General features: G+C 37.1%; 24 protein-coding genes, 1 other RNA gene and 1 other annotated feature. Of the genes, 23 read left to right on the top strand and 2 right to left on the bottom strand.

What is annotated here, in order from left to right:
- Positions 1-69 precede the first annotated feature (69 nt).
- Positions 70-254, top strand: a non-coding RNA gene (gene ssrS / locus ACJ2A9_RS06545) — 6S RNA.
- A gap of 135 nt (positions 255-389) precedes the next feature.
- Complete coding sequence (locus ACJ2A9_RS06540) at positions 390-1,160, top strand: tRNA threonylcarbamoyladenosine dehydratase (RefSeq protein ID WP_441420809.1); 771 nt, start codon at positions 390-392, stop codon at positions 1,158-1,160.
- A 40-nt stretch (positions 1,161-1,200) separates the two neighbouring features.
- Here the strand turns inward: ACJ2A9_RS06540 and ACJ2A9_RS06535 are convergent, their stop codons facing one another.
- Together ACJ2A9_RS06535 and ACJ2A9_RS06530 are read right to left on the bottom strand one after the other, a co-directional pair.
- Positions 1,201-1,875 carry an RsfA family transcriptional regulator gene (locus tag ACJ2A9_RS06535; RefSeq protein WP_441420808.1) on the bottom strand — a complete coding sequence of 225 codons (675 nt, stop codon included), beginning with the start codon at positions 1,873-1,875 and terminating at the stop codon, positions 1,201-1,203.
- 210 nt (positions 1,876-2,085) lie between these two features.
- Positions 2,086-3,420 carry an AAA family ATPase gene (locus ACJ2A9_RS06530; protein WP_441420807.1) on the bottom strand — a complete coding sequence of 445 codons (1,335 nt, stop codon included), beginning with the start codon at positions 3,418-3,420 and terminating at the stop codon, positions 2,086-2,088.
- 203 nt (positions 3,421-3,623) lie between these two features.
- Here ACJ2A9_RS06530 and ACJ2A9_RS06525 point away from each other — a divergent pair, with 203 nt between their 5' ends.
- The 21 genes from ACJ2A9_RS06525 to ACJ2A9_RS06425 all read left to right on the top strand — a co-directional run bounded on the left by ACJ2A9_RS06525 (position 3,624) and on the right by ACJ2A9_RS06425 (position 24,242).
- Entirely contained in the window at positions 3,624-4,319 is a 696-nt protein-coding gene (locus ACJ2A9_RS06525) for a YczE/YyaS/YitT family protein (protein ID WP_441420806.1), read from the top strand.
- Entirely contained in the window at positions 4,252-4,671 is a 420-nt protein-coding gene (gene cymR / locus ACJ2A9_RS06520) for a cysteine metabolism transcriptional regulator CymR (protein WP_441420805.1), read from the top strand. The genes ACJ2A9_RS06525 and cymR overlap by 68 nt, the downstream gene beginning before the upstream one ends.
- Positions 4,672-4,819: 148 nt before the next feature.
- Positions 4,820-5,962, top strand: coding sequence for a cysteine desulfurase family protein (locus tag ACJ2A9_RS06515; protein WP_441420804.1), 1,143 nt, complete (start codon positions 4,820-4,822; stop codon positions 5,960-5,962).
- A 12-nt stretch (positions 5,963-5,974) separates the two neighbouring features.
- Positions 5,975-7,099 carry a tRNA 2-thiouridine(34) synthase MnmA gene (gene mnmA / locus ACJ2A9_RS06510; protein WP_441420803.1) on the top strand — a complete coding sequence of 375 codons (1,125 nt, stop codon included), beginning with the start codon at positions 5,975-5,977 and terminating at the stop codon, positions 7,097-7,099.
- Between the two features lie 90 nt (positions 7,100-7,189).
- Positions 7,190-7,852 carry a tetratricopeptide repeat protein gene (locus tag ACJ2A9_RS06505; RefSeq protein WP_441420802.1) on the top strand — a complete coding sequence of 221 codons (663 nt, stop codon included), beginning with the start codon at positions 7,190-7,192 and terminating at the stop codon, positions 7,850-7,852.
- A gap of 14 nt (positions 7,853-7,866) precedes the next feature.
- Positions 7,867-10,143, top strand: coding sequence for an SF1B family DNA helicase RecD2 (gene recD2 / locus ACJ2A9_RS06500; protein ID WP_441420801.1), 2,277 nt, complete (start codon positions 7,867-7,869; stop codon positions 10,141-10,143).
- Positions 10,144-10,227: 84 nt separating this feature from the next.
- On the top strand, positions 10,228-10,707 hold the full coding sequence (locus tag ACJ2A9_RS06495; RefSeq protein WP_441420800.1) for a PRC-barrel domain-containing protein: 480 nt from the start codon (positions 10,228-10,230) through the stop codon (positions 10,705-10,707).
- A 14-nt stretch (positions 10,708-10,721) separates the two neighbouring features.
- Positions 10,722-10,910 carry a hypothetical protein gene (locus tag ACJ2A9_RS06490; RefSeq protein ID WP_441420799.1) on the top strand — a complete coding sequence of 63 codons (189 nt, stop codon included), beginning with the start codon at positions 10,722-10,724 and terminating at the stop codon, positions 10,908-10,910.
- Between the two features lie 42 nt (positions 10,911-10,952).
- On the top strand, positions 10,953-11,138 hold the full coding sequence (locus ACJ2A9_RS06485) for a DUF3918 family protein (RefSeq protein ID WP_441420798.1): 186 nt from the start codon (positions 10,953-10,955) through the stop codon (positions 11,136-11,138).
- Between the two features lie 191 nt (positions 11,139-11,329).
- Complete coding sequence (locus tag ACJ2A9_RS06480; RefSeq protein ID WP_441420797.1) at positions 11,330-12,397, top strand: AI-2E family transporter; 1,068 nt, start codon at positions 11,330-11,332, stop codon at positions 12,395-12,397.
- 43 nt (positions 12,398-12,440) lie between these two features.
- Positions 12,441-12,667, top strand: a binding site (T-box leader).
- Positions 12,668-12,837: 170 nt separating this feature from the next.
- Positions 12,838-15,468, top strand: a complete 2,631-nt coding sequence (gene alaS, locus ACJ2A9_RS06475; protein WP_441420796.1) for an alanine--tRNA ligase — start codon at positions 12,838-12,840, stop codon at positions 15,466-15,468.
- A gap of 206 nt (positions 15,469-15,674) precedes the next feature.
- Complete coding sequence (locus tag ACJ2A9_RS06470; protein WP_441421039.1) at positions 15,675-15,944, top strand: IreB family regulatory phosphoprotein; 270 nt, start codon at positions 15,675-15,677, stop codon at positions 15,942-15,944.
- Positions 15,944-16,360 carry a Holliday junction resolvase RuvX gene (ruvX, locus tag ACJ2A9_RS06465; protein WP_441420795.1) on the top strand — a complete coding sequence of 139 codons (417 nt, stop codon included), beginning with the start codon at positions 15,944-15,946 and terminating at the stop codon, positions 16,358-16,360. Before ACJ2A9_RS06470 ends, ruvX begins: the two co-directional genes overlap by 1 nt.
- Before the next feature lie 22 nt (positions 16,361-16,382).
- Positions 16,383-16,670: a DUF1292 domain-containing protein gene (locus tag ACJ2A9_RS06460; protein ID WP_441420794.1), complete on the top strand. Its 288-nt coding sequence runs from the start codon at positions 16,383-16,385 to the stop codon at positions 16,668-16,670.
- Positions 16,671-16,827: 157 nt separating this feature from the next.
- Positions 16,828-17,988: an endolytic transglycosylase MltG gene (gene mltG / locus ACJ2A9_RS06455; RefSeq protein ID WP_441420793.1), complete on the top strand. Its 1,161-nt coding sequence runs from the start codon at positions 16,828-16,830 to the stop codon at positions 17,986-17,988.
- Between the two features lie 221 nt (positions 17,989-18,209).
- The gene (locus tag ACJ2A9_RS06450) at positions 18,210-18,857 is read left to right on the top strand and encodes an O-methyltransferase (protein WP_441420792.1); all 648 of its coding nucleotides are present in this window, start codon (positions 18,210-18,212) and stop codon (positions 18,855-18,857) included.
- A 42-nt stretch (positions 18,858-18,899) separates the two neighbouring features.
- Complete coding sequence (locus ACJ2A9_RS06445) at positions 18,900-19,835, top strand: peptidase U32 family protein (protein ID WP_441420791.1); 936 nt, start codon at positions 18,900-18,902, stop codon at positions 19,833-19,835.
- Between the two features lie 12 nt (positions 19,836-19,847).
- Positions 19,848-21,110, top strand: coding sequence for a peptidase U32 family protein (locus ACJ2A9_RS06440; RefSeq protein ID WP_441420790.1), 1,263 nt, complete (start codon positions 19,848-19,850; stop codon positions 21,108-21,110).
- Positions 21,110-21,745 carry a uridine kinase gene (udk, locus tag ACJ2A9_RS06435; RefSeq protein WP_441420789.1) on the top strand — a complete coding sequence of 212 codons (636 nt, stop codon included), beginning with the start codon at positions 21,110-21,112 and terminating at the stop codon, positions 21,743-21,745. Before ACJ2A9_RS06440 ends, udk begins: the two co-directional genes overlap by 1 nt.
- 159 nt (positions 21,746-21,904) lie before the next feature.
- Positions 21,905-22,381, top strand: a complete 477-nt coding sequence (gene greA / locus ACJ2A9_RS06430) for a transcription elongation factor GreA (protein WP_441420788.1) — start codon at positions 21,905-21,907, stop codon at positions 22,379-22,381.
- A 103-nt stretch (positions 22,382-22,484) separates the two neighbouring features.
- A complete protein-coding gene (locus tag ACJ2A9_RS06425; RefSeq protein WP_441420787.1) occupies positions 22,485-24,242 on the top strand; it encodes a peptidoglycan D,D-transpeptidase FtsI family protein in 1,758 nt (585 codons plus the stop codon).
- Positions 24,243-24,252: the final 10 nt, after the last annotated feature.

Here is a 24,252-nt window from a genome sequence, read left to right as displayed (position 1 = left end):
TGTGATTTTCATCCAAAGAAGAGTATTGCTATGAAAGGGCTTTCATGCTATTATTTACTTAATACTTTAAGAGTCCTAAGATGTACGTAGGATACTGTACGTTTTGAGCCAACAGTATAAACTTAGGGAGTTGGATGTTTCGATATCGGATTACAAGCCTTGAAAGCGGGAGGAAGTAAGAAAGATTGAACCTGGCACCCACCTGCTCATGCAGGTTCAAAACAAAAGTTTGTACGGCATGAATTGGGACTCTTACCCCATACATAGACAAAGCTTTGCACGGGAAGTGCAGGCTTTTTTTTTCTTTTTGTATATGCTATAGTCAAAATCATGTGAAAAGGACATCCTAGAACTAACAATAGGATGATTGGAAGGGGTAAGAGAAAAAAATGCTACATCAATTTTCAAGAAATGAATTAGCAATTGGTCATGATGGACTGGAAGTATTAAAAAATAGTACTGTAGCTGTTTTAGGAATTGGAGGAGTGGGATCTTTTTCAGCAGAAGCTCTGGCACGGTCAGGAGTTGGACGTTTAATTCTAGTTGATAAGGATGATGTTGATATTACAAATGTAAACAGACAAATTCATGCCTTATTATCAACAGTTGGTCAGCCAAAAGTTGATCTTATGAAAGAACGAATTGCTGATATTAATCCAAATTGTGAAGTTGTTGCTCTAAAGATGTTTTATACAGAGGAAACATACGAAAAATTCTTTGAATATAACCTTGATTTTGTTGTCGATGCTTCGGATACGATCATATATAAGATACATTTAATGAAGGAGTGCTTAAAAAGGAAAATTCCGATTATTTCTAGTATGGGAGTGGCGAATAAGCTAGATCCGACTCGTTTAAGAATTGCCGATATTTCTAAAACGAGTTACGATCCAATTGCTAAAGTTATTCGTACAAAATTAAGAAAACAAGGGATTCATAAAGGAATTCCGGTTGTATTCTCGGATGAACAACCAGTTAAAATCAGAGAGGATATCCGTAAAGAAATTGTACCGGACGCTTCAGAAGACTCACCAATACGCAAGGCAAAAATGCCACCGTCATCAAATGCATTTGTTCCCTCTGTATCGGGTTTAATAATGGCAGGTCACGTCGTAACTACTTTATTGAAGGATATTAAAATTGAACGAATACGTAGCTAGAAGCAAAAAATAAGCAACAGAAAATGAAAATTTCTGTTGCTTATTTTGCTAACTTTTCCAGATTGCCGTTTTTATCCATTCTGAATTTTGGTGGTGTAAATTCTTCATCTTCTTGAAGAATGGCCATTCTACGGGCACGATTCATAATTTGAATAAGTGATTGATAATCTTCTTCGATAACACTATGATCTTTCTCGAGTTGCTGCAGTTGAGTTTCTAGTTCTTTATTTTTTGTTAAGAGCTCAAGGTTTTCTTTTAATAATTTCTCATTTTCTTTTTTAAGATTTTGAGGTGAATGTTGACCATTGTTTAAGTTTTGTAAAAAACGGATTACATCTTGCATTGTAATAGTTGACTCGCTTTTTGTAATAACTTCTGGTATCTGCATAGTAGAATTATTTACAGGATTCACATTGGGCTCTTCACTATATGAACTTTGAAATTGATTCGTTTGTTTTGGTACTGTTACAGCTGAGTAAGACATGTTTCTTTTTAGTTCTTTGCGCTGTTTTTTTGCTAGTTTAATCGCATCCTCATATCTGTTACGAACAACAGCATTCCAACGGAATCCACAAGCTGCAGAGGTTCGATTTAATGCATCACCTACCTCATCAAAAGCTTTTAATTGCGTTCCACCCTCACGGATATGACGAAGTACAGTTTCAGCAAGCAGTAAATCATCCTCATGTGACCAAGCATCTTGTCTCACTTTCATAGTTTTGCTTCACTCCTTTAGTAAATGTATGTTTAAGATTACTATTTCCAAAAAAAAAACATAATATACCAGTGTGATAGGAAAAATAATAGAAACAATGTAAAAAATGGGTTAAAAGTTAATAGTGAATTTAGAATTTAGAATTTAGAATTGGTGTGGTGGGGATTAAAAAAAAAACAAGCACTTCCGTTTTTTGGAAGTGCTTGTTTTTTATTCTTCTCTTTTTTTTCTTTCGTTAAAATAGTCCAGGCGTTTTTGGATCGTTTTTTCGTAGCCGTATGTTGTTGGATTATAGAATGTTTTCTTTGTTAAGTGATCAGGTAAATATTGTTGCGGGACATAACCATTTTCATAATTATGTGGATATTTATAATCAATACCATGGCCTAATTCCTTTGCTCCTTTATAATGAGCATCTCTTAAATGTAGGGGAACTTGTCCGCTTTTTTCTTTTTTTACAGTAGCTAATGCTTCGTCAATCCCTGTAATTACCGCATTACTTTTTGGTGCTGTTGCGAGATAGAGAGCGGCTTCAGCAAGTGGCAGTCTTGCTTCAGGCATCCCGATTAAATCAACTGCATAAGCAGCTGCCTGTGCTATCAAAAGAGCGTTAGGATCAGCTAAACCGATATCTTCAGCAGCATGGACATACAGTCTTCTAGCAATAAAGCGTGGGTCTTCGCCGGCATAGATCATTTTTGCAAGCCAGTATAGGGTTGCATCAGGGTCAGAACCACGAATACTTTTAATGAAAGCAGAGATCGTATCGTAGTGATTATCTCCTTTTTTATCATATTGGAGTACTCGTTTCTGGATGGATTGCTCTGCAACATCCAGCGTAATGTCAATAATGCCTTCTTTATTTTTATTTGTTGTTAATACTGCAAGTTCAATCGCATTTAAAGCTGTTCTTGCATCACCATTAGCGATATTTACAAGATGATCAAGTGCTTTATCATGGATTTTTATTGAATAATTTCCGAAGCCACGTTCTTTATCTGAAATAGCAGTAAGGATAATTTTGCGAATACTTTCATCACTAAGTGGCTCCAATTTAAAAAGACGTGAGCGAGAAAGAAGGGCGGGATTAATTTCAAACATTGGACTTTCTGTTGTAGCTCCGATTAAAATAATTGTTCCATCTTCAACATAAGGGAGGAGAGCGTCCTGTTGCCCTTTATTAAATCGATGAATTTCATCTATAAATAAGACGGTTCTTTTGTCATAAAGATTAAGAAGTTCCTTCGCTTCCTGTGTTACCTTTCTTATATCATTTACACCTGAAGTAACAGCATTTAGTTGTTCGAAATGAGCAGATGTTGAGTTTGCAATCACTTTTGCTAATGTTGTTTTCCCAGTTCCAGGCGGTCCAAAGAAAATCATTGGTGTCAATCTGTCTGCTTCGATCGCTCTCCGTAACAATGTACCTTCACCTATAATATGCTCCTGGCCAATTACTTGATCAATGGTTTGGGGTCTCATCCGATTTGCAAGTGGTCCAATATGTGCTTTTTTTTCATTGGTCGAATAATTAAATAAATCCATTCATAACCAGTCCTTTAATCGTCGTAAATTACTTGCAGAATACAATAGCGTAGTTGAAAATGCAAGAATGATTGATTTCATGGTATAATAGCACAGACTTACAATAATAGACTAGTTTAGAAGTTGAATTCCAGGTACAGATAGAGGATTAGTATTTGAATATAGAGAATAGTCTAGTATGATGAGATGAGAGAAGGGAAAATATGGATAATGTAAAGCTTTTGCTTTATCGTTGGTTCTTTTTTGTGGTTGGTTTGATGTTCATGTCCTTTGGTGTTGTGCTTATGATTAAAGCTGATATCGGAAGTGCTCCTTGGGATGTTCTTCATATTGGTTTATACAAACAACTAGGTTTAACAATTGGTACATGGTCAATCATAGTAGGATTTTGTATAATTGCTGTAACAACCATGTTATCAAAAAAGAGACCACAATTAGGTGCGTTTTTAAATATGCTACTAGTTGGTATATTTATTGATTTATATATGCTGATTCCATGGTTAGTTACACCTGAACTATTTTTATGGAAATTGATCATGCTTTTGGCTGGAATTATCATTTGTGGATATGGAATTGGTTTATATATTGCCCCGCAGTGTGGTGCGGGACCACGAGATAGTCTCATGTTAGCCTTAACAGAGAAAACTGGCTGGAAAGTCCAGTGGGTTCGAGGTGTTATGGAAATTTTTGTTTTGGCTGCCGGTTGGCTTTTAGGTGGCCCGGTATTTATCGGTACGATTATATTTTGTGTAAGCATAGGGTCAGTTGTTGGGTATACATTACCACGCTGTCAAAAACTTGTAGACCGAATAATCGAAAGAGGTGTTGGAGTTGAAAATATCAACAAAGGGACGCTACGGATTAACGATCATGATGGCGTTAGCAAAGAAATACGGTGAAGGACCAGTTTCATTAAAATCAATTGCAAAAGATCATGATTTGTCTGAACATTATTTGGAGCAACTCATTGCCCCACTTCGAAATGCTAGTCTTGTGAAAAGTGTCCGAGGAGCATATGGGGGATATATGTTAACGAAGGAACCTGATCAGATTACTGCTGGAGATATTATCCGAGTGTTAGAAGGACCAATTAGTCCTGTTGAAGTGATGGATGATGAAGAACCGGCAAAACGAGATTTATGGATTAAAATTAGAGATGCTGTTAAGGACGTGTTAGATAGTACGACACTATCAGACTTAGCCAATTATGAAGATACAGGAGATCAAGAGTACTTTATGTTTTACATTTAAAAATTTATAATGTAAAATGTAAAATTTAAAATTAAGAATGATTGTAAGATTCTCGGGGAAGAAATAGATTTGTATATCTTTAAAGAAATTTTACATTTTACATTTTTAATTTTACATTTAAATTTTACATTTTATTGAAGGTGAAGGAATGGAACGAATTTATTTGGATCATGCGGCAACATCTCCTGTTCATCCGCAGGTCGTTGAAGTAATGCTTCCTTATTTAACTGAACACTTTGGAAATCCATCTAGCATTCATCAGTTTGGCAGGAGGGCACGCCAAGCTGTAGATGAGGCTAGGAGAACGATTGCTAATAGCATAAATGCCAGTGATAGTGAGATTATCTTTACAAGTGGCGGGACGGAAGCAGATAATATGGCAATTATTGGTTACATGCATGCCAATCAAGATCGCGGGAAACATCTCATTACCTCTGCTGTTGAACATCATGCTGTTTTGCATACTTGTAAACACCTGGAAGAGACTGGATTTGAGGTTACGTATTTACCAGTAGATGAAACTGGGAAGATTTCAATAGAGGATCTAGAGCAATCTGTCCGTGAAGATACAATTCTTGTCTCAATTATGTATGGAAATAATGAGGTTGGGACACTTCAACCGATTAAAGAAATTGGCTCTTATCTGAAGGATAAAAACATTGTCTTCCATACTGATGCTGTTCAAGCCTATGGAACGGTCGAGATTGATGTGCAAGATCTCAATGTACAATTTTTATCTGTGTCAGCTCATAAAATTAATGGGCCAAAAGGTATCGGGTTCTTGTATGCCTCCAAAAATAGTAAACTAGCCCCTACTCTTTTTGGTGGGGAGCAAGAACGAAAACGACGTGCAGGTACAGAAAATGTGGCGGCAATTGTTGGCTTTCAAGAAGCGGTTAAGCTCGTGCAGGAAAAAATGACCGAGAAAAGATCAGAGTATGAAGTTTTTCGAAAACGGATCCTAGACATTTTTGGTGAGGAAAATATCGATTGTATTGTTAATGGGAATGAAATTGAACATTTACCGCATGTTTTAAACATTAGTTTTCCAGGGGTACAAACGGAATCGCTGTTAGTGAATCTTGATTTGGCTGGAATTGCTGTATCGAGTGGATCGGCATGTACAGCAGGAACAGTTCAACTATCCCATGTGCTAAGTGCCATGTTTGAAGATAAAAATCGGATCTCCTCTTCAATACGATTTAGCTTTGGATATGGAAATACGATGGAACAAATAGAAAAAGCGGCAAATGAAACAGTCAAAGTAGTAAAGCGAATTAAGGAAATGTAAGGAGGTGTAGACATGAATAACAGTCATCATGAAAAGGCACCGAAGGATACAAGAGTCGTAGTTGGCATGTCCGGAGGAGTTGACTCCTCTGTTGCTGCATATTTACTAAAGCAGCAAGGCTATGATGTGATCGGTATCTTTATGAAAAACTGGGATGATACAGATGAATTTGGTGTTTGTACAGCAACTGAGGATTACAATGATGTAATCGCTGTCTGCAATCAAATCGGTATTCCCTATTATGCCGTTAACTTTGAAAAAGAATATTGGGACAAAGTTTTTACGTATTTTCTTGAGGAGTACAAAGCAGGAAGAACGCCTAATCCTGATGTCATGTGCAACAAAGAAATTAAATTTAAAGCATTCTTGAAGCATGCGCTCTCTTTAGGTGCTGACTATTTAGCAACTGGTCATTATGCACGCGTGGAATTCCAGAATGGTGAATACAAAATGCTTCGAGGTGTAGATTCGAATAAAGATCAAACGTATTTTTTAAATGCATTAGGTCAAGAACAACTATCAAAGACGATGTTTCCAATTGGTGATCTGCCCAAGGCAGATGTGCGGAAAATTGCCGAGGAAGCAGGCCTTGCTACTGCGAAAAAGAAAGACAGTACAGGAATCTGCTTTATCGGAGAGCGGAACTTCAAAGAATTTTTAAGCTCTTATTTGCCAGCTCAACCTGGAGAAATGCAAACTCTTGAAGGTGTTGTGAAAGGGAAGCATGATGGTTTAATGTATTACACGATTGGTCAGCGTCATGGCTTAGGCATTGGCGGTTCTGGTGAGCCCTGGTTTGTCGTTGGAAAAAACCTTGAAGAGAATGTACTTTATGTAGAGCAGGGTTACCATCATCCTAGTCTATATTCAGAAGGATTAATTGCTACAGATGTTAACTGGGTCAGTGATCAGCCTGTTGAAAAAGTATTTACATGTACTGCAAAGTTCAGGTATCGGCAACCAGACCAAGGTGTAACCGTTTATTTGAAGGAAGATAATCAAGTAGAAGTCATATTTGATGAGCCGGTTCGAGCAGTAACACCTGGACAAGCTGTTGTGTTCTATGACGGGGAAGCGTGCCTTGGTGGGGGAACCATCGATATCATTATGAAAGATAAGAATAACCGAAACACCTGATACATTTTGTATGAGGTGTTTTCCTTTTTGGACCATTCTTTTGGTATACTCTAGAGAGGTAAATGTTAAGAGATAGGGAGTGTAATAAGTATGACTGATAAAAACCAATTAGGTGTGAAATACATGCAAGAAGGTAAGCTTGAAGAAGCAGCAAAATTATTTAATGAAGCGATAGAAGAAAACCCGAAAGATGCGATCGCTTATACAAATTTCGGAAATCTATTAGCGATGGTTGGGGAGTTAGAAAAAGCGATTACCTTTTTTGAGAAGGCAATTGGACTTGATGAGAAAATAGCAACAGCCTATTATGGCGCTGGAAATGCGTTTTATAATTTAGGTCAGTTCAAAGATGCCATAGATATGTATCGAAACGCACAAAGTAATGGATTAGAAGAAGGAGATCTCTTTTTTATGTTAGGGATGTCTTTCTATCAACTTGGCGATCTTGTACGTTCATTACCGAATTTACAACGTGCAGTAGAAATAAATGGTGAGGATGTCGATGCGAAATTTCAATATGGCCTATGCTTAGCTCAATTAGAACACATTGATGAAGCGATTACTCAACTAACTGACGTGATCAAGCGAGATGATCAGCATGCGGATGCTTATTTTAACTTAGGTGTTGCCTATGTTTATAAAGATAAGCCAGAGGAAGCTTTACAAATGTTCACAAAAGCAACCGAAATTCAACCAGATCATCTATTAGCAGGGAATGGAAAGAAACAAATCGAAGAAGCGCTCTCGAAGTAATGGAGTGATACATGATGGAAACGGTTGAAGAAAATCAAAAGTATATAAAAGGTGAGCTTATTCACCTTATTTTTTATAATGATGAAAATTTTTATACCGTTGCAAAAATAAAGATCATTGATACGACCGAAACGTTTACAGAGAAAGAAGTTATTGTAGTAGGTGCTATGCCTCGTCTTGAGGAGCATGAAGTGTACTTATTCTTTGGCCATTTTAAGGACCATCCTAAGTTTGGCAAGCAGTATCAAGTCGAGCAGTTTCGCAAGGATGTTCCTCAAACAACACAAGGGATTATCCAATATTTATCAAGCGACCGGTTTCAAGGTGTTGGAAAAAGAACAGCTGAAAATATTGTGAAAGCCTTAGGGGAAAGAGCGATCTCAAAAATTCTCGAAAACCCGGATGTGTTAGAGGAAGTTCCGAAACTATCTAAAGAAAAAGCAAAGCATATCTATGATAAGTTAGTTGAGCAGCAAGGGATTGAACAAGTGTTAATTGCCCTTTCTGAATACGGTTTTGGTTTGCAATTATCGATGAAAATATATCAAGTATACAAAGAGCAAACATTAAGTGTCATCCAATCCAATCCATACAAACTGATTGAGGATGTTGAGGGAATTGGTTTTCGTAAAGCTGATACATTAGGAGCAGCCCTGGGGATTTCAGGAAGTCATCCTGATCGTATTAATGCTGCCTGCTTATATGTTCTTAACGAAACAGCTCATCAAGAAGGTCATATCTTCCTTGAGACAAAAGAATTAATTACCTCAGTTGTAGAATTACTGAATTCCAATAGTCATGCAATTATTGAAACGGATATTGCTGAACAAATAATTATTCTTGGTGAAGAAGGAAAAATTCTCGTTGAAGAAGATCGAACATATTTACCCTCACTCTATTATGCTGAAAAAGGGCTTGTTACGAATATTAAACGCGTGATGGATCAAACATTTGAGAATGGAATTCCAGAATCCGAATTTCTAAAAGCGCTCGGTGAATTAGAGGAAAGGCTTCAAATTGAATATGCAGAATCACAAAAGGATGCCATTAAGCAGGCCTTGTATTCTCCTATGATGGTCCTTACAGGAGGCCCAGGGACAGGTAAAACAACTGTCATAAAGGGAATTGTGGAAACGTATGCGAACCTCGAAGGAATTTCACTTGACGTCAATCAATATAATCGGGACAACCCTTTTCCAATCCTACTTGTTGCACCGACTGGGAGAGCAGCAAAACGAATGAGTGAAGCGACAGGTTTGCCTGCTTATACGATTCATCGTTTGTTAGGCTGGAAGGGTGGTCAAGGTGGGTTTGAAAAGGATGAAGAGAATAAGCTGGATGGTTCACTGATTATTGTCGATGAGGTTTCAATGGTCGATATTTGGTTAGCAAATCAATTATTTAAATCATTACCTGACACCATTCAAGTTATCTTAGTTGGTGACCAGGATCAGCTGCCATCAGTAGGGCCAGGGCAAGTGTTAAGTGATTTATTACGTTCAAAAGTTGTTCCAACGGTTGAATTAACCGATATTTACCGTCAGGCAGAAGGTTCATCGATTATTCAATTCGCTCACGATATAAAAAATGGTCAACTGCCAGAGGATTTGAAAGGTGCTAAGACGGACCGGCGCTTTTTCCCATGTCATCAAGATCAAGTGCTTGATGTCGTTGAGCAGGTTTGTGCAAACGCATTTGCCAAAGGTTACTTAGCCAAAGATATACAAGTGTTAGCTCCGATGTATCGGGGAAGCGCTGGAATTGAGCGCTTAAATACAATGCTTCAGCAGCTGTTTAATCCACCATCAGAACAAAAGCGGCAAATTGAGTTTGGTGATCTCGTGTATCGTGTCGGGGATGTTGTGTTACAGCTAGTTAACAATCCTGAAGAACAAGTATTTAATGGTGATCGAGGTGAAATTGTTGCGATTTTTACTGCGAAAGAAAATGTAGATAAAGAAGACCTCCTTGTTATTTCGTATGATGGAATAGAAGTAAGTTATCGAAAGCATGAATTAAATCAAATTACACATGCTTATTGCTGCTCGATTCATAAGTCCCAAGGAAGTGAATTTCCTATCGTCATCATGCCGATTGTCAAAGGATATTATCGGATGCTAAAGCGGAACTTAATCTATACTGGTGTAACAAGAGCAAAACAATATTTAATTATTTGCGGTGAAATTGAAGCCCTTCAAACTGCTGTAGGGAGGCAGGATGAGTCGTTACGAAACTCTATGCTGACTATTAAGCTACAGGAAGTATTGGTTTTACCTGTAAATAAGAACTAATGGAAAAATACCACTAGCATGGCTTTGATTGAATCGTTAACACTATTAATGTTCGGAAAGTTACCTCTAAAGGGGCGATGACCTTTGCGAACATATTCATTAATTCATGAACTAGCTGTTTTCGATATTTCGAATGGTGAAGAAATTGGAAAAATTATCGATTTGTTTTTTGATGAAAACAGTCGTGTAACAGGTTTATTAATGGATAAAAAAGGCTGGTTAAACAGTGATATGTTTGTTCCTTTACATGCGATACAATCAATCGGACAAGATGGAGTGATGGTAAAAGAGAAATGTTTACTTGAAAACTTCAGCAAAAGTAAGCATGTATTTCATTCACTAAAGCACAAAGATGGAATCGTTGGAAAACCGTTGGTAACTGCTGAGGGCGAGAAACTCGGATTGGTAGAAGATGTATATTTTCTTGAAGAAAAGGGGACAATTATAGGGTATGAAGTAACAGATGGATTATTTGCCGATTTAATTGAGGGAAGAAAGGTTGTAAAAACCGATGATCCTCTATTAATTGGTGAAGATATCCTAGTCGTTAATATCAACCCTTAGGAGGAGGAGCCCTTTTGCGTTGTCCGAATTGTAAAGCGAAAGATATCGGAAAGATAGGAACAAACCAGTATTATTGTTGGCACTGTTTTATCGAGTTATCCATTGTAAACGGAAAGTTTTCTCTCCATCAAGTAGAAGAGGACGGCAGTTTAAGTTCTTTGGATGATTTATTTGAAGGCGAAGACATGAGTGTAGAAATGTAAACAGCCTGAATGTACAATTGATGAATGGTGGTGAAATAGCACATGCGTAGAGCAATCACATCTTTACTGACTATGGGGATTGGTGCTGCAGCATATTCATTAAGGGATCGTCGTAACCGAAAACGGTTTATGCAAACGATGCAACCGATCATGAACAATGTTGAAGAGATGATTCCAAAGAGAAGAATTAGAAAAATGCGTAAACGTTTAGTTCGAGCTATTTCATAATATCGGGGATGTCTCATAAGTGACAGCTCTCCTCGAACGCTTACAAAATATTGAGGTTCCATCACGAATTAACTTCTATATTTTGTGGTCGAGGTGACTGTTACTTTTTTTGTGACATCTCTTTTATGTAATATAAGTTTTTCTTTATAGAATTAATTTCCTCTGTACAAACTAATGATGGAGGGTTATCTATGATGAAAAAATCAAGTTTACAATGGCTTATCCAATTAGGTATTATTCTTATGATATTTTTATGTGGATATGTGTTGATGTTATTAGCTCCATTATGGCAACCAATCCTACATGTAGCAATTAAGGTAGCTGTTCCTTTTTTAATTGCCGGGTTAATTACATATATTCTTCATCCGATCGTTGAACAATTGCACAATATGGGGTTGAAAAGGCCAGTAGCCGTTCTCCTTATTTTTCTCCTTTTTATTGCAGCTTGTAGCTTTTTATTGGTAAAAGGAACACCCTATTTTGTTGCCCAAGTACGAGATTTAGGTGACAACATTCCAATTTTCATTGAAACATACCGTACATGGGTAGGTGAATTTAATGAACAGACCGCTTCACTGCCTGAAGGGTTCCACCAACGGGCTGATGAATGGTTAGCAGGTGTTGAAACGGCAGTTGCAGAATGGTTATTATTGGCTGTTACGGCCCTTAAAGGGATTTTTGATTACTTTTTGATTTTAATCATTGTCCCGTTTCTTGTGTTTTATTTGTTAAAAGACTTTCAATTGCTAAAAAAAATAAGCTGGTATCTTACACCTAGAAAATGGCGTGAATCAGGGCGTTTGCTTATTCGTGATATTGATACGTCATTAGGCAATTATATCCGTGGACAGATTCTAGTATGTCTTACTGTTGGAATCATCGCATCCATTGGGATGTTAATAATCGGGATGCCTTATCCAATTTTATTAGGGGTATTTATAGGAATGACTAATATTATTCCTTATTTTGGCCCAATTATTGGAGCAATTCCTGTATTAATTATTGCTCTTACTGTCTCTTTTCAAATGGTTTTAATGGCGTTAGCGGTAAATTTTACGATTCAATTAATTGAAGGTAATATTTTATCACCTTTAATTGTTGGGAAAAGCCTACATATGCACCCGGTTATTATCATGTTTGCTCTCATTTTAGGTGCAGAGGTGGCAGGCGTGATTGGATTAATCTTATCAGTTCCGATTATAGCGATTATCAAAGTCATATTTGTTCATGTGAAAATGCATGTGATGAGCGAATATTGACATTGTTTGTCGTAATTACTATAATTACTATTAATTGAAAAAAGAAAAATTAATGATGGAAAGAGTATGTTAAAGCCCATCTTGCATGAAAGTGCTTACACAGAGAGGAATTTCCAAGGCTGGAAGAAATTCTAGATGAAGATTAACAGAAAGCTACTCCAGAAAGCAGTTAATACCTGCCGTTTTCGCCACGTTACGGTGTTTAAGTGATGGACGCATATACACGTTCATAACTAGGGTGGTACCGCGTGAGATACTCTCGTCCCTTTTTTGGGAGGGAGTTTTTTTGTGTGGGAAAACACAGAGAAGTAATTAATGTAGAATTTAGAATTTAGAATTAATTAATTGATTGCTTCTCAGCGGTGTTCTAAAAACCACCCAGTTCAACCCCAAAAAATAATTCTAAATTCTAAATTCTAAATTTAATTGGAGGTTTTAGTATGAAGCAGTTAACATCAGCGCAAGTGAGACAAATGTTTCTAGACTTTTTTAAGGAAAAAGGACATGATGTAGAGCCATCAGCATCACTTGTTCCTCATGAGGATCCGTCGTTATTATGGATTAATAGTGGTGTTGCTACACTAAAAAAATATTTCGATGGACGAGTAATTCCGGATAATCCAAGAATTACAAATGCTCAAAAATCAATTCGTACAAATGATATTGAAAATGTAGGAAAAACGGCAAGACATCATACATTCTTTGAAATGTTAGGAAATTTCTCAATCGGTGATTATTTTAAAGAAGAGGCAATTGAATTTGCCTGGGAATTCTTAACGAGTGACCGTTGGATTGGGTTTGACCAAGAACGACTAACTGTTACCGTTCATCCTGAGGATGATGAAGCGTATGACTACTGGCATAAAAAAATTGGGTTAGAAAAAGACCGTATTATTCGTTTGGAAGGAAACTTCTGGGATATCGGTGAGGGACCAAGTGGACCGAATACGGAAATTTTCTATGATCGTGGTGAAGCATATGGAAATGATTCGAATGATCCGGAATTATATCCTGGTGGTGAGAATGATCGTTATTTAGAAGTTTGGAACCTAGTATTTTCTCAATTTAATCATAATTCAGATGGTACATACACACCGCTTCCTAAGAAGAATATAGATACAGGTGCAGGATTAGAACGCTTAGTGTCTATTCTTCAAGACGCACCAACAAACTTTGATACTGACCTATTTTTGCCAATCATTCGTGCAACAGAAGAGATTTCAAATGTACAATACGGTGAAAATAAAGATATAGATGTATCATTCAAAGTGATTGCCGATCATGTGCGTACAGTAAGCTTTGCGGTAGGTGATGGAGCACTTCCATCGAATGAAGGTCGTGGTTATGTATTACGTCGATTACTTCGTCGGGCGGTTCGATATGCAAAATTAATTAACATTCATCGACCGTTCATGTATGAACTTGTTCCCGTTGTTGGTGAAATTATGGTTGATTACTATCCGGAAGTCAAAGAGAAGACGGATTTTATCCAAAAGGTGATCAAAAACGAAGAAGAGCGATTCCATGAAACATTAAATGAAGGACTAGCTATTTTGACAAAGGTTATTGAGCAAGTAAAAGAAGAAGGAAATAAAGTAATTCCTGGTCGTGATGTGTTCCGTTTATATGATACGTATGGATTCCCGGTAGACCTTACTGAAGAATATGTGGAAGAGCACGGCTTTACGATTGATCGTGAAGGATTTGAGCAAGAAATGGAAGTACAGCGTGAACGTGCACGATCAGCAAGACAAGAAGTCGATTCGATGCAAGTCCAAGATAGTGTTCTAGGCGAAATTAAGGTAAGTAGTGAGTTCGTCGGTTACGAGGGATTAGAAGCGACATCAACAGTCCTAACAATGATGAAGGATAAGCAAGTAGCCAACGAAGTTCAAAAGGGAGAAAAAGCTCAAATCATCCTAGATGTGACTCCATTCTATGCTGAAAGTGGGGGACAAGTTGCTGACCAAGGTGAGCTAATTGGTAATGGGGTGAAGGCAAGAGTAGAAGACGTTCAAAAAGCACCAAATGGTCAAAACCTCCACACTATTGAGGTAATTGAAGGTATACTAACAACTGGGGCGAAACTTGAAGCAAAGATTGACCAAAACAGCCGTTTAGGAATTATCAAAAACCATACAGCTACCCACTTATTACACCGAGCTTTAAAAGATGTACTTGGTGAACATGTAAACCAAGCGGGATCATTAGTTGCACCTAATCGTTTACGCTTTGACTTCTCTCATTTTGGTCAAATTTCGCAAGAGGAATTGGCAAAAATTGAGGAGATTGTAAATGATAAAATTTGGAAAGCTATATCAGTCAATATTGAACATAAAGGAATTGATGAAGCAAAACAAATGGGCGCAATGGCTTTATTTGGAGAGAAATATGGTGATGTAGTTCGTGTCGTCCAGGTTGGCGGCTACAGTCTGGAGCTTTGTGGTGGATGTCATGTGAAAAACACTGCTGAAATCGGCTTGTTTAAAATTGTCTCAGAAGGTGGAATTGGTGCGGGTATACGCCGTATCGAGGCAGTTACTGGTCAAGGGGCGTATCAGTTTATGAACAGTCAATTAGATCTACTAAAAGAGGTGGCTACTTCACTTAAGGCAAATATTAAAGATGTACCAGCCAGAGTTGAGGCATTAAAAGGACAAATTCAACAATTAGAACGTGAAAATGAATCTTTAGCAGCAAAAATGGGCAACATTGAAGCTGGGAGTCTAATTGATTCAGCAATCACTGTAAATAATGTATCAGTTATTGCAAAAAAGGTAAGTCTGTCTGATATGGATAGTATAAGAAACCTTGTTGATACGTTAAAAACAAAGTTAGGTACAGGTATTGTTATCCTTGGCGGTGCTAACAATGGTAAGGTAAATCTTGTAGCGGGTGTAACGAAGGATCTTGTAGAACAAGGGTATCATGCTGGAAAGCTTGTTAAGGAAGTTGCCAGCCGATGCGGCGGTGGCGGTGGCGGCCGACCTGATATGGCTCAAGCAGGAGGAAAGAATCCTGAGCAATTAGATGCTGCACTTGAGGCAGTTCCAGAAATATTACAAAAGTAAAGAAGTGCATTTTACTTTTCAAATAGAGCGAGAATTGAATGGATGCCTAAAGAAGTCAGCGAATGAAAGTTCTAAATTAGTTTCCTAATTCAACTTTAAATAGTGTACAATGAAAGGAAGGAATAGTTGGAAATAATTCCTGAACCTTTCAGGAATAAAGTTAAATAAGGCTCAATTTTGCAGTCTAAGAAAGAGGTGTGTGTGTGATGAGTTCTATGGACAATACGATGAAGTTCAATTTCCAAGATGATTCAGTGGAAACAGATGTACAAGAAGTATTGTTAACAGTTTATAAAGCTCTTGATGAAAAAGGATACAATCCAATTAATCAAATTGTAGGTTATTTACTTTCTGGAGATCCTGCTTATATTCCTAGGCACAAGGATGCAAGATCATTAATAAGGAAATTGGAACGAGATGAGTTAATTGAAGAATTAGTGAAGTCCTATTTATCACAGCACAAAGAGGAAAAGTAATGAGAGTGTTAGGATTAGATGTAGGTACGAAAACAGTCGGGATTGCTGTTAGTGATGAATTAGGCTGGACGGCTCAAGGTGTTGAAACATTAAAGCGTGATCCTGATAATCCAGACGATATTTGGGAACAATTAAAAAGAATTGTTCAAGAATATCAGGTTGATTCATTCGTTGTAGGTCTCCCGAAAAACATGAACGGTACAATTGGGCCCAGTGGTGAAGCATGTCAGGACTTTGCTAAAGAATTAGAGCAACGTTTTCAATTACCAACCGTTTTATGGGACGAGCGGCTGACAACAATGGCTGCTGAACGGATGTTAATTTCAGCAGATGTAAGCAGAAAAAAAAGAAAAAAAGTAATTGATAAAATGGCTGCTGTTATGATTCTGCAAGGATATCTTGATAGTAAGCGATAGAAGCTGTAAAGGAGCTGCTAACATGGCACAAGAAGAAAGAGAACGTATTATTATTCCAGATGAAAACGGTGATGAGCATTTATTTGAAGTGTTATTCACTTTTGATAATGAACAAAATGGTAACTCATACATGGTGTTAATTGCAGCTGGAGATGAAGAAGGTGAAGGGGAAGAGGTTGACGTACATGCATTCCGTTATGAAGATAAAGCGGAAGATGATTTAAACCTTTTTCCAATCGAAACAGACGAAGAATGGGATATGGTTGAAGAAATGTTAAATACTTTCTCTGAGCAAGAGGAAAATGAATAAAATTGGTAAAAAAGCAGATCGTAAATGATCTGCTTTTTTTTCTTGGATGAATGTGTATTAAAAAGAAATGATTAGGTGCAGACAATTAATTTCGACAAGATTGCTGAAAAATTGACGGTATGTAGTATAATAGAACAGGTGAAAGGGGGAGGGAAGCTTGTCCGAACCAACAAAGGACCAAGATAAACAAAAAAAAGATTTCAAACAACTTAGGAATGAGAAACTCGTTCGGGAGCAGGAAGAAGCAAGTATTGTCAGAAAAATTGTTTTTAGTTTATTTATTTTAATCATAATAGTTGTTGGAGCTGTAGGGGTTTCCGGCTTTGTCTTTGTAAAAGGTGCACTGGGGCCAATGGATGAAGAAAGCGCAGAAATGGTTGAGGTTCATATACCGATAGGCTCGTCTTCGTCAAAAATCGGAGTGATTTTGGAAGAGAATGGACTTATAAAAAATGCTACTTTTTTCCGTTATTATGTACGCTACAAAAATGAAACAGGATTTCAGGCTGGTGATTATCAATTATCAACTGCAATGAATTTGAACGAGATCATTGACGAATTAAAAGAAGGAACGGTTTTTGAAGAAGCAGCATTATCCTTTACGATTCCTGAAGGTAGATGGCTTGAAGATATTGTTGCCATTATAGCCGAGGATTCAGATTTTACGACCGAGGAAATTGAGGAGAAAATGAAAGACCGTGAATATATTTCATCCCTTATTGAGAAGTTCTCCATTTTAGATGAGGAAATATTACAAGATGATATTAGATGGCCTCTTGAAGGTTACTTATTCCCGGCACGCTATGACTTTGTAGAAGAAGATGTCGTACTTGAAACAATAATCGAAACGATGATTGAACGTACAAGTACAATACTAGGTAAATATACTGAACAACTTAATAATCAAGAGTATTCGATTCATGAGCTTATGACATTGGCTTCTATTGTTGAAAGAGAAGCGAAAACAGAGGAAGACCGCTATCTTATTGCTGGTGTTCTGTATAACCGTTTAGACAAAGGAATGCCTCTGCAGGTTGATCCAACTGTAGCGTATGCTCTTGGAGAACACCGTTATATGACAACTTATGCTGATTTAGAAGTGGATTCACCATATAACACTTATAAGTATGCCGGAATTCCAATTGGACCGATTGCGAACCCTGGAGAAAATGCTATTCGAGCAACGCTAGAACCAAAAGATACAGATTATATTTATTTTTATGCAAGACGTAATGGGGAAGTTATTTATAACGAAACGTATACAGAACATAATAAAGTTGTTCAACAATACAGAAATGAATGGGTAGAAGGACGATAAGTTATATAACTCTATTCTTTATCAACGATAGTCATGTTCATGTTTAGCCGCAACTTAAAAAACATAAACACTTTTCGAAAGGGAATGCAAAAATTAGCATTCCCTTTCGCTATGTGATAAAATATACCGGGTTAATGGGTATAATAGTATCATTCATTAAAATGATGTTAGTCAACTGAGAAATCTAAGAGGATAGAACAAGATAAGAGGAGGCACGAATTGTGGTCGTCCCTAATGAGATAAATTATTATTTGGAAACGTTAATTTCTGAACGTGATCCATTATTGCAGGAAATGGAACAATATGCAAAAACACACAATGTTCCGATCATGGAGTTAGTAGGAATTGAATGCATGCTGCAACTGCTGCGAATAGTCCAACCAAAGCGCATTTTAGAAATCGGTACTGCGATTGGTTATTCTGCGATTCGAATGGCTAACGCAGTTCCTAATGCAGAGATTATTACGATTGAAAGAGACAAAGAGCGATATGAGAAAGCATTGGAATATATTACAAAGGCAAATTTATTAGAGCGCATAACTGTTATTTATGGTGATGCATTGGAATGTATAGAAAAGATTAATGAAATGAAAGCTTTTGAAGTACTGTTTATTGATGCAGCGAAAGGTCAATATGAAAGGTTCTTTGAGTTATATGGACCTTTAGTTAAAAGCCAAGGGGCAATCATTTCTGATAATGTTTTATTTCGTGGTTTAGTAGCTCAAGAAACGTCTTCAATTGAGAAAAAACGATTGCAATCAATGGTTACTAAATTAAAACATTATAATCAATGGCTTATCGGTCATCCTGATTATAGGACAACCATATTTCCTGTTGGTGACGGTATGGCGTTAAGTATAAAAAAATAAACGGTCTGGAATGAACGATTGGATGAAAGGAGTAATATATTGATGTCACAAAAACCAGAATTACTCGTAACACCGAATAAAGTTGAAGATATAGAACGGCTTATTCATGCTGGTGCAACGGCAATTATGATCGGTGAACAAAAGTTTGGGCTCCGCCTTGCCGGAGAATTTTCTCCGGAAGATGTAAAAGAAGCAACAACAATTGCCCATCAATTAGGGGCAAAAGTATATGTAGCCATGAATGCTATTTTTCATAATGATAAATTACCGCTTCTACCGGAATATTTATCTTTTTTAGCTGAAACAGGGGTAGATGCTGTTGTATTTGGTGATCCTGCTGTTCTTATGGCAGCACGTGAAGTAGCACCTAATATGCAGCTGCATTGGAATACTGAAACAACAGCAACGAATTATTTTACTGCTAATTATTGGGGACAAAAAGGGGCAAAACGAGCGGTATTAGCAAGAGAAATCAATATGGATGCGATTGTTGAAATTAAGGAAAATGCCGAGGTGGAAATTGAGGTTCAAGTTCATGGAATGACGGCAATGTTTCAGTCAAAGCGTTTTTTAGTTGGAAACTATATGGAGTTTCAAGGCAAAGATTTAAAAGTTGAAGGTGAGAGGGGTAAGGATCGTAACCTGTTCTTATTAGATCCTGAACGAAATGCAAAATACCCTATCTATGAAGATGAAAATGGGACACATATTATGAGTCCGAAAGATATTTGTATTATTGATGAATTAGAGGATATGCTTGATGTTGGGATCGACAGTTTTAAGATAGACGGTATTTTAAAAACAGTCGAATATATGGAAGAAGTTACAAAAATGTATCGTGAGGCTATCGACTTGTATTTTGAAGATCCGGATAGCTATGAAGAAAAAAAGGAAGAATATATTGAACGAATAAAAGCGATTCAACCAAAAAATCGTGATATCGATACAGGGTTCTTCTTTAAAGAAACAGTATATTAAGGAGGGATCAAAGTGGAAACCATTGCAACTATTACAGAAGAAGGAAAAAGAGTTATTATTAAAAAACCTGAACTACTTGCTCCTGCGGGCAGCTTAGAAAAGTTGAAAATTGCTGTACACTATGGAGCAGATGCTGTTTTTATCGGAGGTCAAGAGTTCGGGCTTCGTTCAAATGCGGACAACTTCTCAATTGAAGAAATGCGTGAGGGTGTAGAGTTTGCCAAGCGTTACGGTGCAAAAATATATGTGACGACAAATATTTTTGCGCATAACGAAAATATGGATGGGTTAGAAGAGTATCTGCAGGATTTACAAGATGTTGGTGTTGCCGGAATTATTGTTGCAGATCCATTAATTATTGAAACCTGTAAAAAAGTTGCTCCTAATGTTGAGGTGCACCTAAGTACCCAGCAATCATTATCTAACTGGCAAGCCGTGAAGTTTTGGAAAGAAGAAGGTCTTCATCGAGTTGTATTAGCTCGTGAAGTTGGGCTTGAAGAAATGCTTGAAATGAAAAAGCATGTCGATATTGAGATTGAGACATTTGTTCATGGTGCTATGTGTATCGCTTATTCAGGCAGATGTGTATTAAGTAATCATATGACAGCCAGAGATTCCAATCGCGGTGGCTGTTGTCAATCTTGTCGATGGGATTATCACCTATTCGAGACGAATAATGATGATGAAAAAGGGCTTTACAGTGAGGAAGACCCCGCTTTTACGATGAGTCCAAAAGATCTTAACTTAATTCAATCAATTCCAAAGCTGATTGAAGCAGGAATTGACAGTCTTAAAGTAGAAGGAAGAATGAAGTCGATACACTATGTAGCAACAGTTACGTCTGTGTACCGTAAAGTAATTGATGCCTATTGTGCTGATCCTGAAAACTTTACAATTCAACAAGAATGGTTAGAAGAGTTAGACAAATGTGCGAACCGTGACACTGCACCGGCATTTTTTGAGAATGTCCCAACATATAAAGAACAGATGTATGGTAACCACGGTAAAAAGACGACGTATGATTTTGCTGGATTGGTGTTAGATTATGATGAAGAAACAAAAATTGTTACCTTACAGCAAAGAAATCATTTTAAACAAGGAGATGAAGTTGAATTTTTTGGTCCGGAAATTGAAAACTTCACGCAAAAGGTAGAAACAATTTGGGATGAGGAAGGTAACGAGCTCGATGCGGCAAGGCATCCTCTGCAAATTGTTAAGTTTAAAGTAGATCAACCTCTATTTCCATATAACATGATGAGAAAAGGGGCGTTTTAATGGAAAGAAAACCCGTAATAATCGGTGTAGCCGGTGGAACGGGATCAGGTAAAACAACGGTTGCAAAACAAATCTATAGTCAATTTAAAGATCAATCAGTTGTCATGATTGAACAGGATGCCTATTATAAAGATCAAAGTCACCTCTCTTTTGAAGAGCGGCTCAAAACAAACTATGATCACCCTGATGCCTTTGACCATGAATTATTAATCAAACATTTGAGCAGGCTACTAGAAAAGAAGCCGATTAAAAAACCAATATATGATTATGCCGCTCATACTAGGTCGCAGGAAACAATTCTCATTGAACCAAAAGATGTAATCATTGTCGAAGGGATTCTTATACTTGAGGATTGTATAATCCGCGAACTTATGGATATCAAAGTTTTTGTCGATACTGATGCTGATATCAGGATAATAAGACGGATGGTTCGTGATATAAACGAACGCGGAAGAACGATTGATTCAGTAATTGAGCAATATACAAATGTAGTAAGGCCAATGCATTTGCAGTTTATTGAACCAACGAAACGTTATGCTGATTTAATCATCCCAGAAGGCGGACAAAATCAAGTAGCGATTGATTTAATGGTAACAAAAATAAGAACGGTTCTTGAAGAAAATGCAATTTTGTAATAGCATAAGAAAAGCGAGGTATTTACGTACCTGGCTTTTCTTTCAATATATGAGATTATTTAATCAAGTATCCATGGACTTATACATACACTAAGGTTACAAAACCAAAAAATTGTAAAAGACTTGGGAATTATATTTGTTAAAGGAGTAGATGAGATAATGGCTGCAGAAAAAAAGTTTTATATGACAGCGGATGGGAAAGCAAAGTTAAATGAAGAGTTAGAATATTTAAAGACGGAGAAACGTAAGGAAGTAGTTGAACGTATTAAAATTGCCCGAAGCTTTGGTGATCTTTCAGAGAACTCTGAGTATGATTCTGCAAAGGAAGAACAAGCTTTTGTAGAGGGACGAATTTCAACATTAGAAAAAATGATTCGTAATGCTGTTATCATTCAAGATGATGAAACAAACACGAATACTGTGGCAATCGGAAAGGCTGTTAAGTTTATCGAATTACCAGATGGAGAAGAAGAAGAGTATACGATTGTCGGTAGTGCCGAAGCAGATCCATCTCAAGGGAAAATTTCAAATGATTCACCAATGGCCCAAAGTTTACTTGGGAAGTCAGTAGGAGACCAAGTATCTGTCCAAACACCAGGTGGAGAAATGAAAGTACAAATTTTAGAAGTGAAATAATTACTAAACAAGCTATTGAGATACTCAATAGCTTGTTTTTTTGTTTTAAAATACCATAAAATGACGAAAATAAATATAAATATAGTTTAGAGTGGTGTCTTTTATGGAAAAGCGAGTGTTATCGATTGGACTGATTTTCTTGTTAATAAGTGTTATTTTAATCGCTCGCATAGCTCAGATTCAGCTTATTCATACAGAAAGTTTTACAAAACATAATATCAATTTAATAGAGGAAAGTGTTAAGCAAAGAACACAAAACTTTATCCTACATAAAGGACGTGGATATTTTACTGATCGCCATGGTGTGGCATTAAATCATTCATATCAGATTGGCCTTATTCTATTTCCGTTTTTAAAAGATTTATCATGGCCTGTAAACGAGATTGCAGAGATTATTGGAGTGGACCCTAGGCAAATAGAAAGTAGGATTACTAATGAGAAGGAACCATTTGTTTTCAGTGATGGAGACTTCCTTCAATTAACCGAACATCAAATGAAGAAAATTAATGAACTGAAAATCCCTGGTGTTTACGCACAGTATCTGGATACTTATCAACAAGAGAAAGTCGCTGAACATTTAATAGGCCTAACGGGTGAAAATCAAGCAGAAGTCTTAAAAAGGTATCCAGAAAAGGTAGAAAAAGGTCTGATATCAAAGCATGCGGAAATCGGTGTATCAGGTTTAGAAAGAGCCTTTGATCCATTTCTATTATCTGCTGGAGAATCAAAATTATCCTACCATGTAGACGGTAAAGGAAACCCTTTACTAGGTTTTGAAGTCAAGTATACTTCGCCGGCGAATCCATATTATCCAACCGAAGTAGAGACGACTCTTGATAAAGAAATCCAAGAAATAGCAGAACAAGTTATGAACAATTATGGTATTACAAAAGGGGGCGTTGTGTTACTAGATGTGAAAACAAGTGAGTTACTAGCGCTAGTCAGTCGCCCAAGGATAAACGTTAATGATCCGTTTGGTGCAGGTGGAAGAAATGAGATGGTTACGGCCCATTTCCCTGGTTCAATTTTTAAAGTAATTATTGCAGCAGCAGCGATCGAAAACAATATAGTCGAATATAATCAACAATTCAATTGTGACCAAAATTTATATGATGATGGAGAAGAGAAGCGTCATTTGGGCTTGCTTTCATTTAAGGAAAGCTTTTCGCAAAGCTGCAATTATACTTTTGCTCTGTTAGCTCAGCAATTAATGGAAAAAGATCGAGCAGTGATAGAAACGTATGCCAAACGTCTAGGAATTGGATATCACGTTGGCTGGGAAGGTACTGTTTATCATCTTCAATCAATCAAGCATTTTCCTGAGGAAGAAGCCGGACAAATATGGCTAAATGAAGACGAAAAATATAATGATCGATCAATTGCTCAAACAGCGATTGGTCAGTTAAATGTACAATTAAGCCCACTTTCAATAGCAAATATGATGGCGACCATTGCCAGGGGTGGAGAGAAACTAAAAGTACGGGCTGCTAGGAAAGTTAATTATGAAAATGGGACAACGTTGGTCGACTTTGAAAAACAACAGCTAGTTGGTGATAATTTAGCACCATATACAATAATGAAGTTGCAGGAGCTTTTAAATGGAGTTGTTCAAGATGAAAAAGGAACTGCTTATACATTTTTAAATGGATTACCTTACACTGTTGCAGGGAAATCTGGCACGGCTGAGACCATTGATAAAAGAACGATGAATCACTGGTTTGCAGGCTATTTTCCTGCAAATAAACCAAAGTATGCCATGGTTGTCGTTGATTTAAGCAGAAAAGAAGGGGAAGTAAAGATTTATAATGCATTTAAAGAGCTAGTTGAAAAACTGTATGAATTTGATAATAATCACGAGTGAATGAAGTTAT

Source organism: Anaerobacillus sp. MEB173 (assembly GCF_052119505.1).
Classification (GTDB): Bacteria; Bacillota; Bacilli; order Bacillales; family JBJMAU01; genus JBJMAU01.
The sequence above is the reverse complement of the archived record's forward strand: the minus strand, read 5'-3'. Positions and strand labels throughout refer to the sequence as shown.

Bases quoted from the DNA above. Each gene is read 5' to 3' on its own strand.
- ACJ2A9_RS06505 (WP_441420802.1), top strand. From the start codon at position 7,190: ATGACTGATAAAAACCAATTAGGTGTGAAATACATGCAAGAAGGTAAG.
- ACJ2A9_RS06540 (WP_441420809.1), top strand. From the start codon at position 390: ATGCTACATCAATTTTCAAGAAATGAATTAGCAATTGGTCATGATGGA.
- ACJ2A9_RS06480 (WP_441420797.1), top strand. From the start codon at position 11,330: ATGATGAAAAAATCAAGTTTACAATGGCTTATCCAATTAGGTATTATT.
- ACJ2A9_RS06515 (WP_441420804.1), top strand. From the start codon at position 4,820: ATGGAACGAATTTATTTGGATCATGCGGCAACATCTCCTGTTCATCCG.
- alaS (WP_441420796.1), top strand. From the start codon at position 12,838: ATGAAGCAGTTAACATCAGCGCAAGTGAGACAAATGTTTCTAGACTTT.
- ACJ2A9_RS06425 (WP_441420787.1), top strand. From the start codon at position 22,485: ATGGAAAAGCGAGTGTTATCGATTGGACTGATTTTCTTGTTAATAAGT.
- ACJ2A9_RS06445 (WP_441420791.1), top strand. From the start codon at position 18,900: ATGTCACAAAAACCAGAATTACTCGTAACACCGAATAAAGTTGAAGAT.
- ACJ2A9_RS06535 (WP_441420808.1), bottom strand. From the start codon at position 1,875: ATGAAAGTGAGACAAGATGCTTGGTCACATGAGGATGATTTACTGCTT.
- ACJ2A9_RS06485 (WP_441420798.1), top strand. From the start codon at position 10,953: ATGCGTAGAGCAATCACATCTTTACTGACTATGGGGATTGGTGCTGCA.
- ACJ2A9_RS06525 (WP_441420806.1), top strand. From the start codon at position 3,624: ATGGATAATGTAAAGCTTTTGCTTTATCGTTGGTTCTTTTTTGTGGTT.
- greA (WP_441420788.1), top strand. From the start codon at position 21,905: ATGGCTGCAGAAAAAAAGTTTTATATGACAGCGGATGGGAAAGCAAAG.
- recD2 (WP_441420801.1), top strand. From the start codon at position 7,867: ATGGAAACGGTTGAAGAAAATCAAAAGTATATAAAAGGTGAGCTTATT.
- ACJ2A9_RS06470 (WP_441421039.1), top strand. From the start codon at position 15,675: ATGAGTTCTATGGACAATACGATGAAGTTCAATTTCCAAGATGATTCA.
- udk (WP_441420789.1), top strand. From the start codon at position 21,110: ATGGAAAGAAAACCCGTAATAATCGGTGTAGCCGGTGGAACGGGATCA.
- ACJ2A9_RS06530 (WP_441420807.1), bottom strand. From the start codon at position 3,420: ATGGATTTATTTAATTATTCGACCAATGAAAAAAAAGCACATATTGGA.
- ruvX (WP_441420795.1), top strand. From the start codon at position 15,944: ATGAGAGTGTTAGGATTAGATGTAGGTACGAAAACAGTCGGGATTGCT.
- mnmA (WP_441420803.1), top strand. From the start codon at position 5,975: ATGAATAACAGTCATCATGAAAAGGCACCGAAGGATACAAGAGTCGTA.
- ACJ2A9_RS06460 (WP_441420794.1), top strand. From the start codon at position 16,383: ATGGCACAAGAAGAAAGAGAACGTATTATTATTCCAGATGAAAACGGT.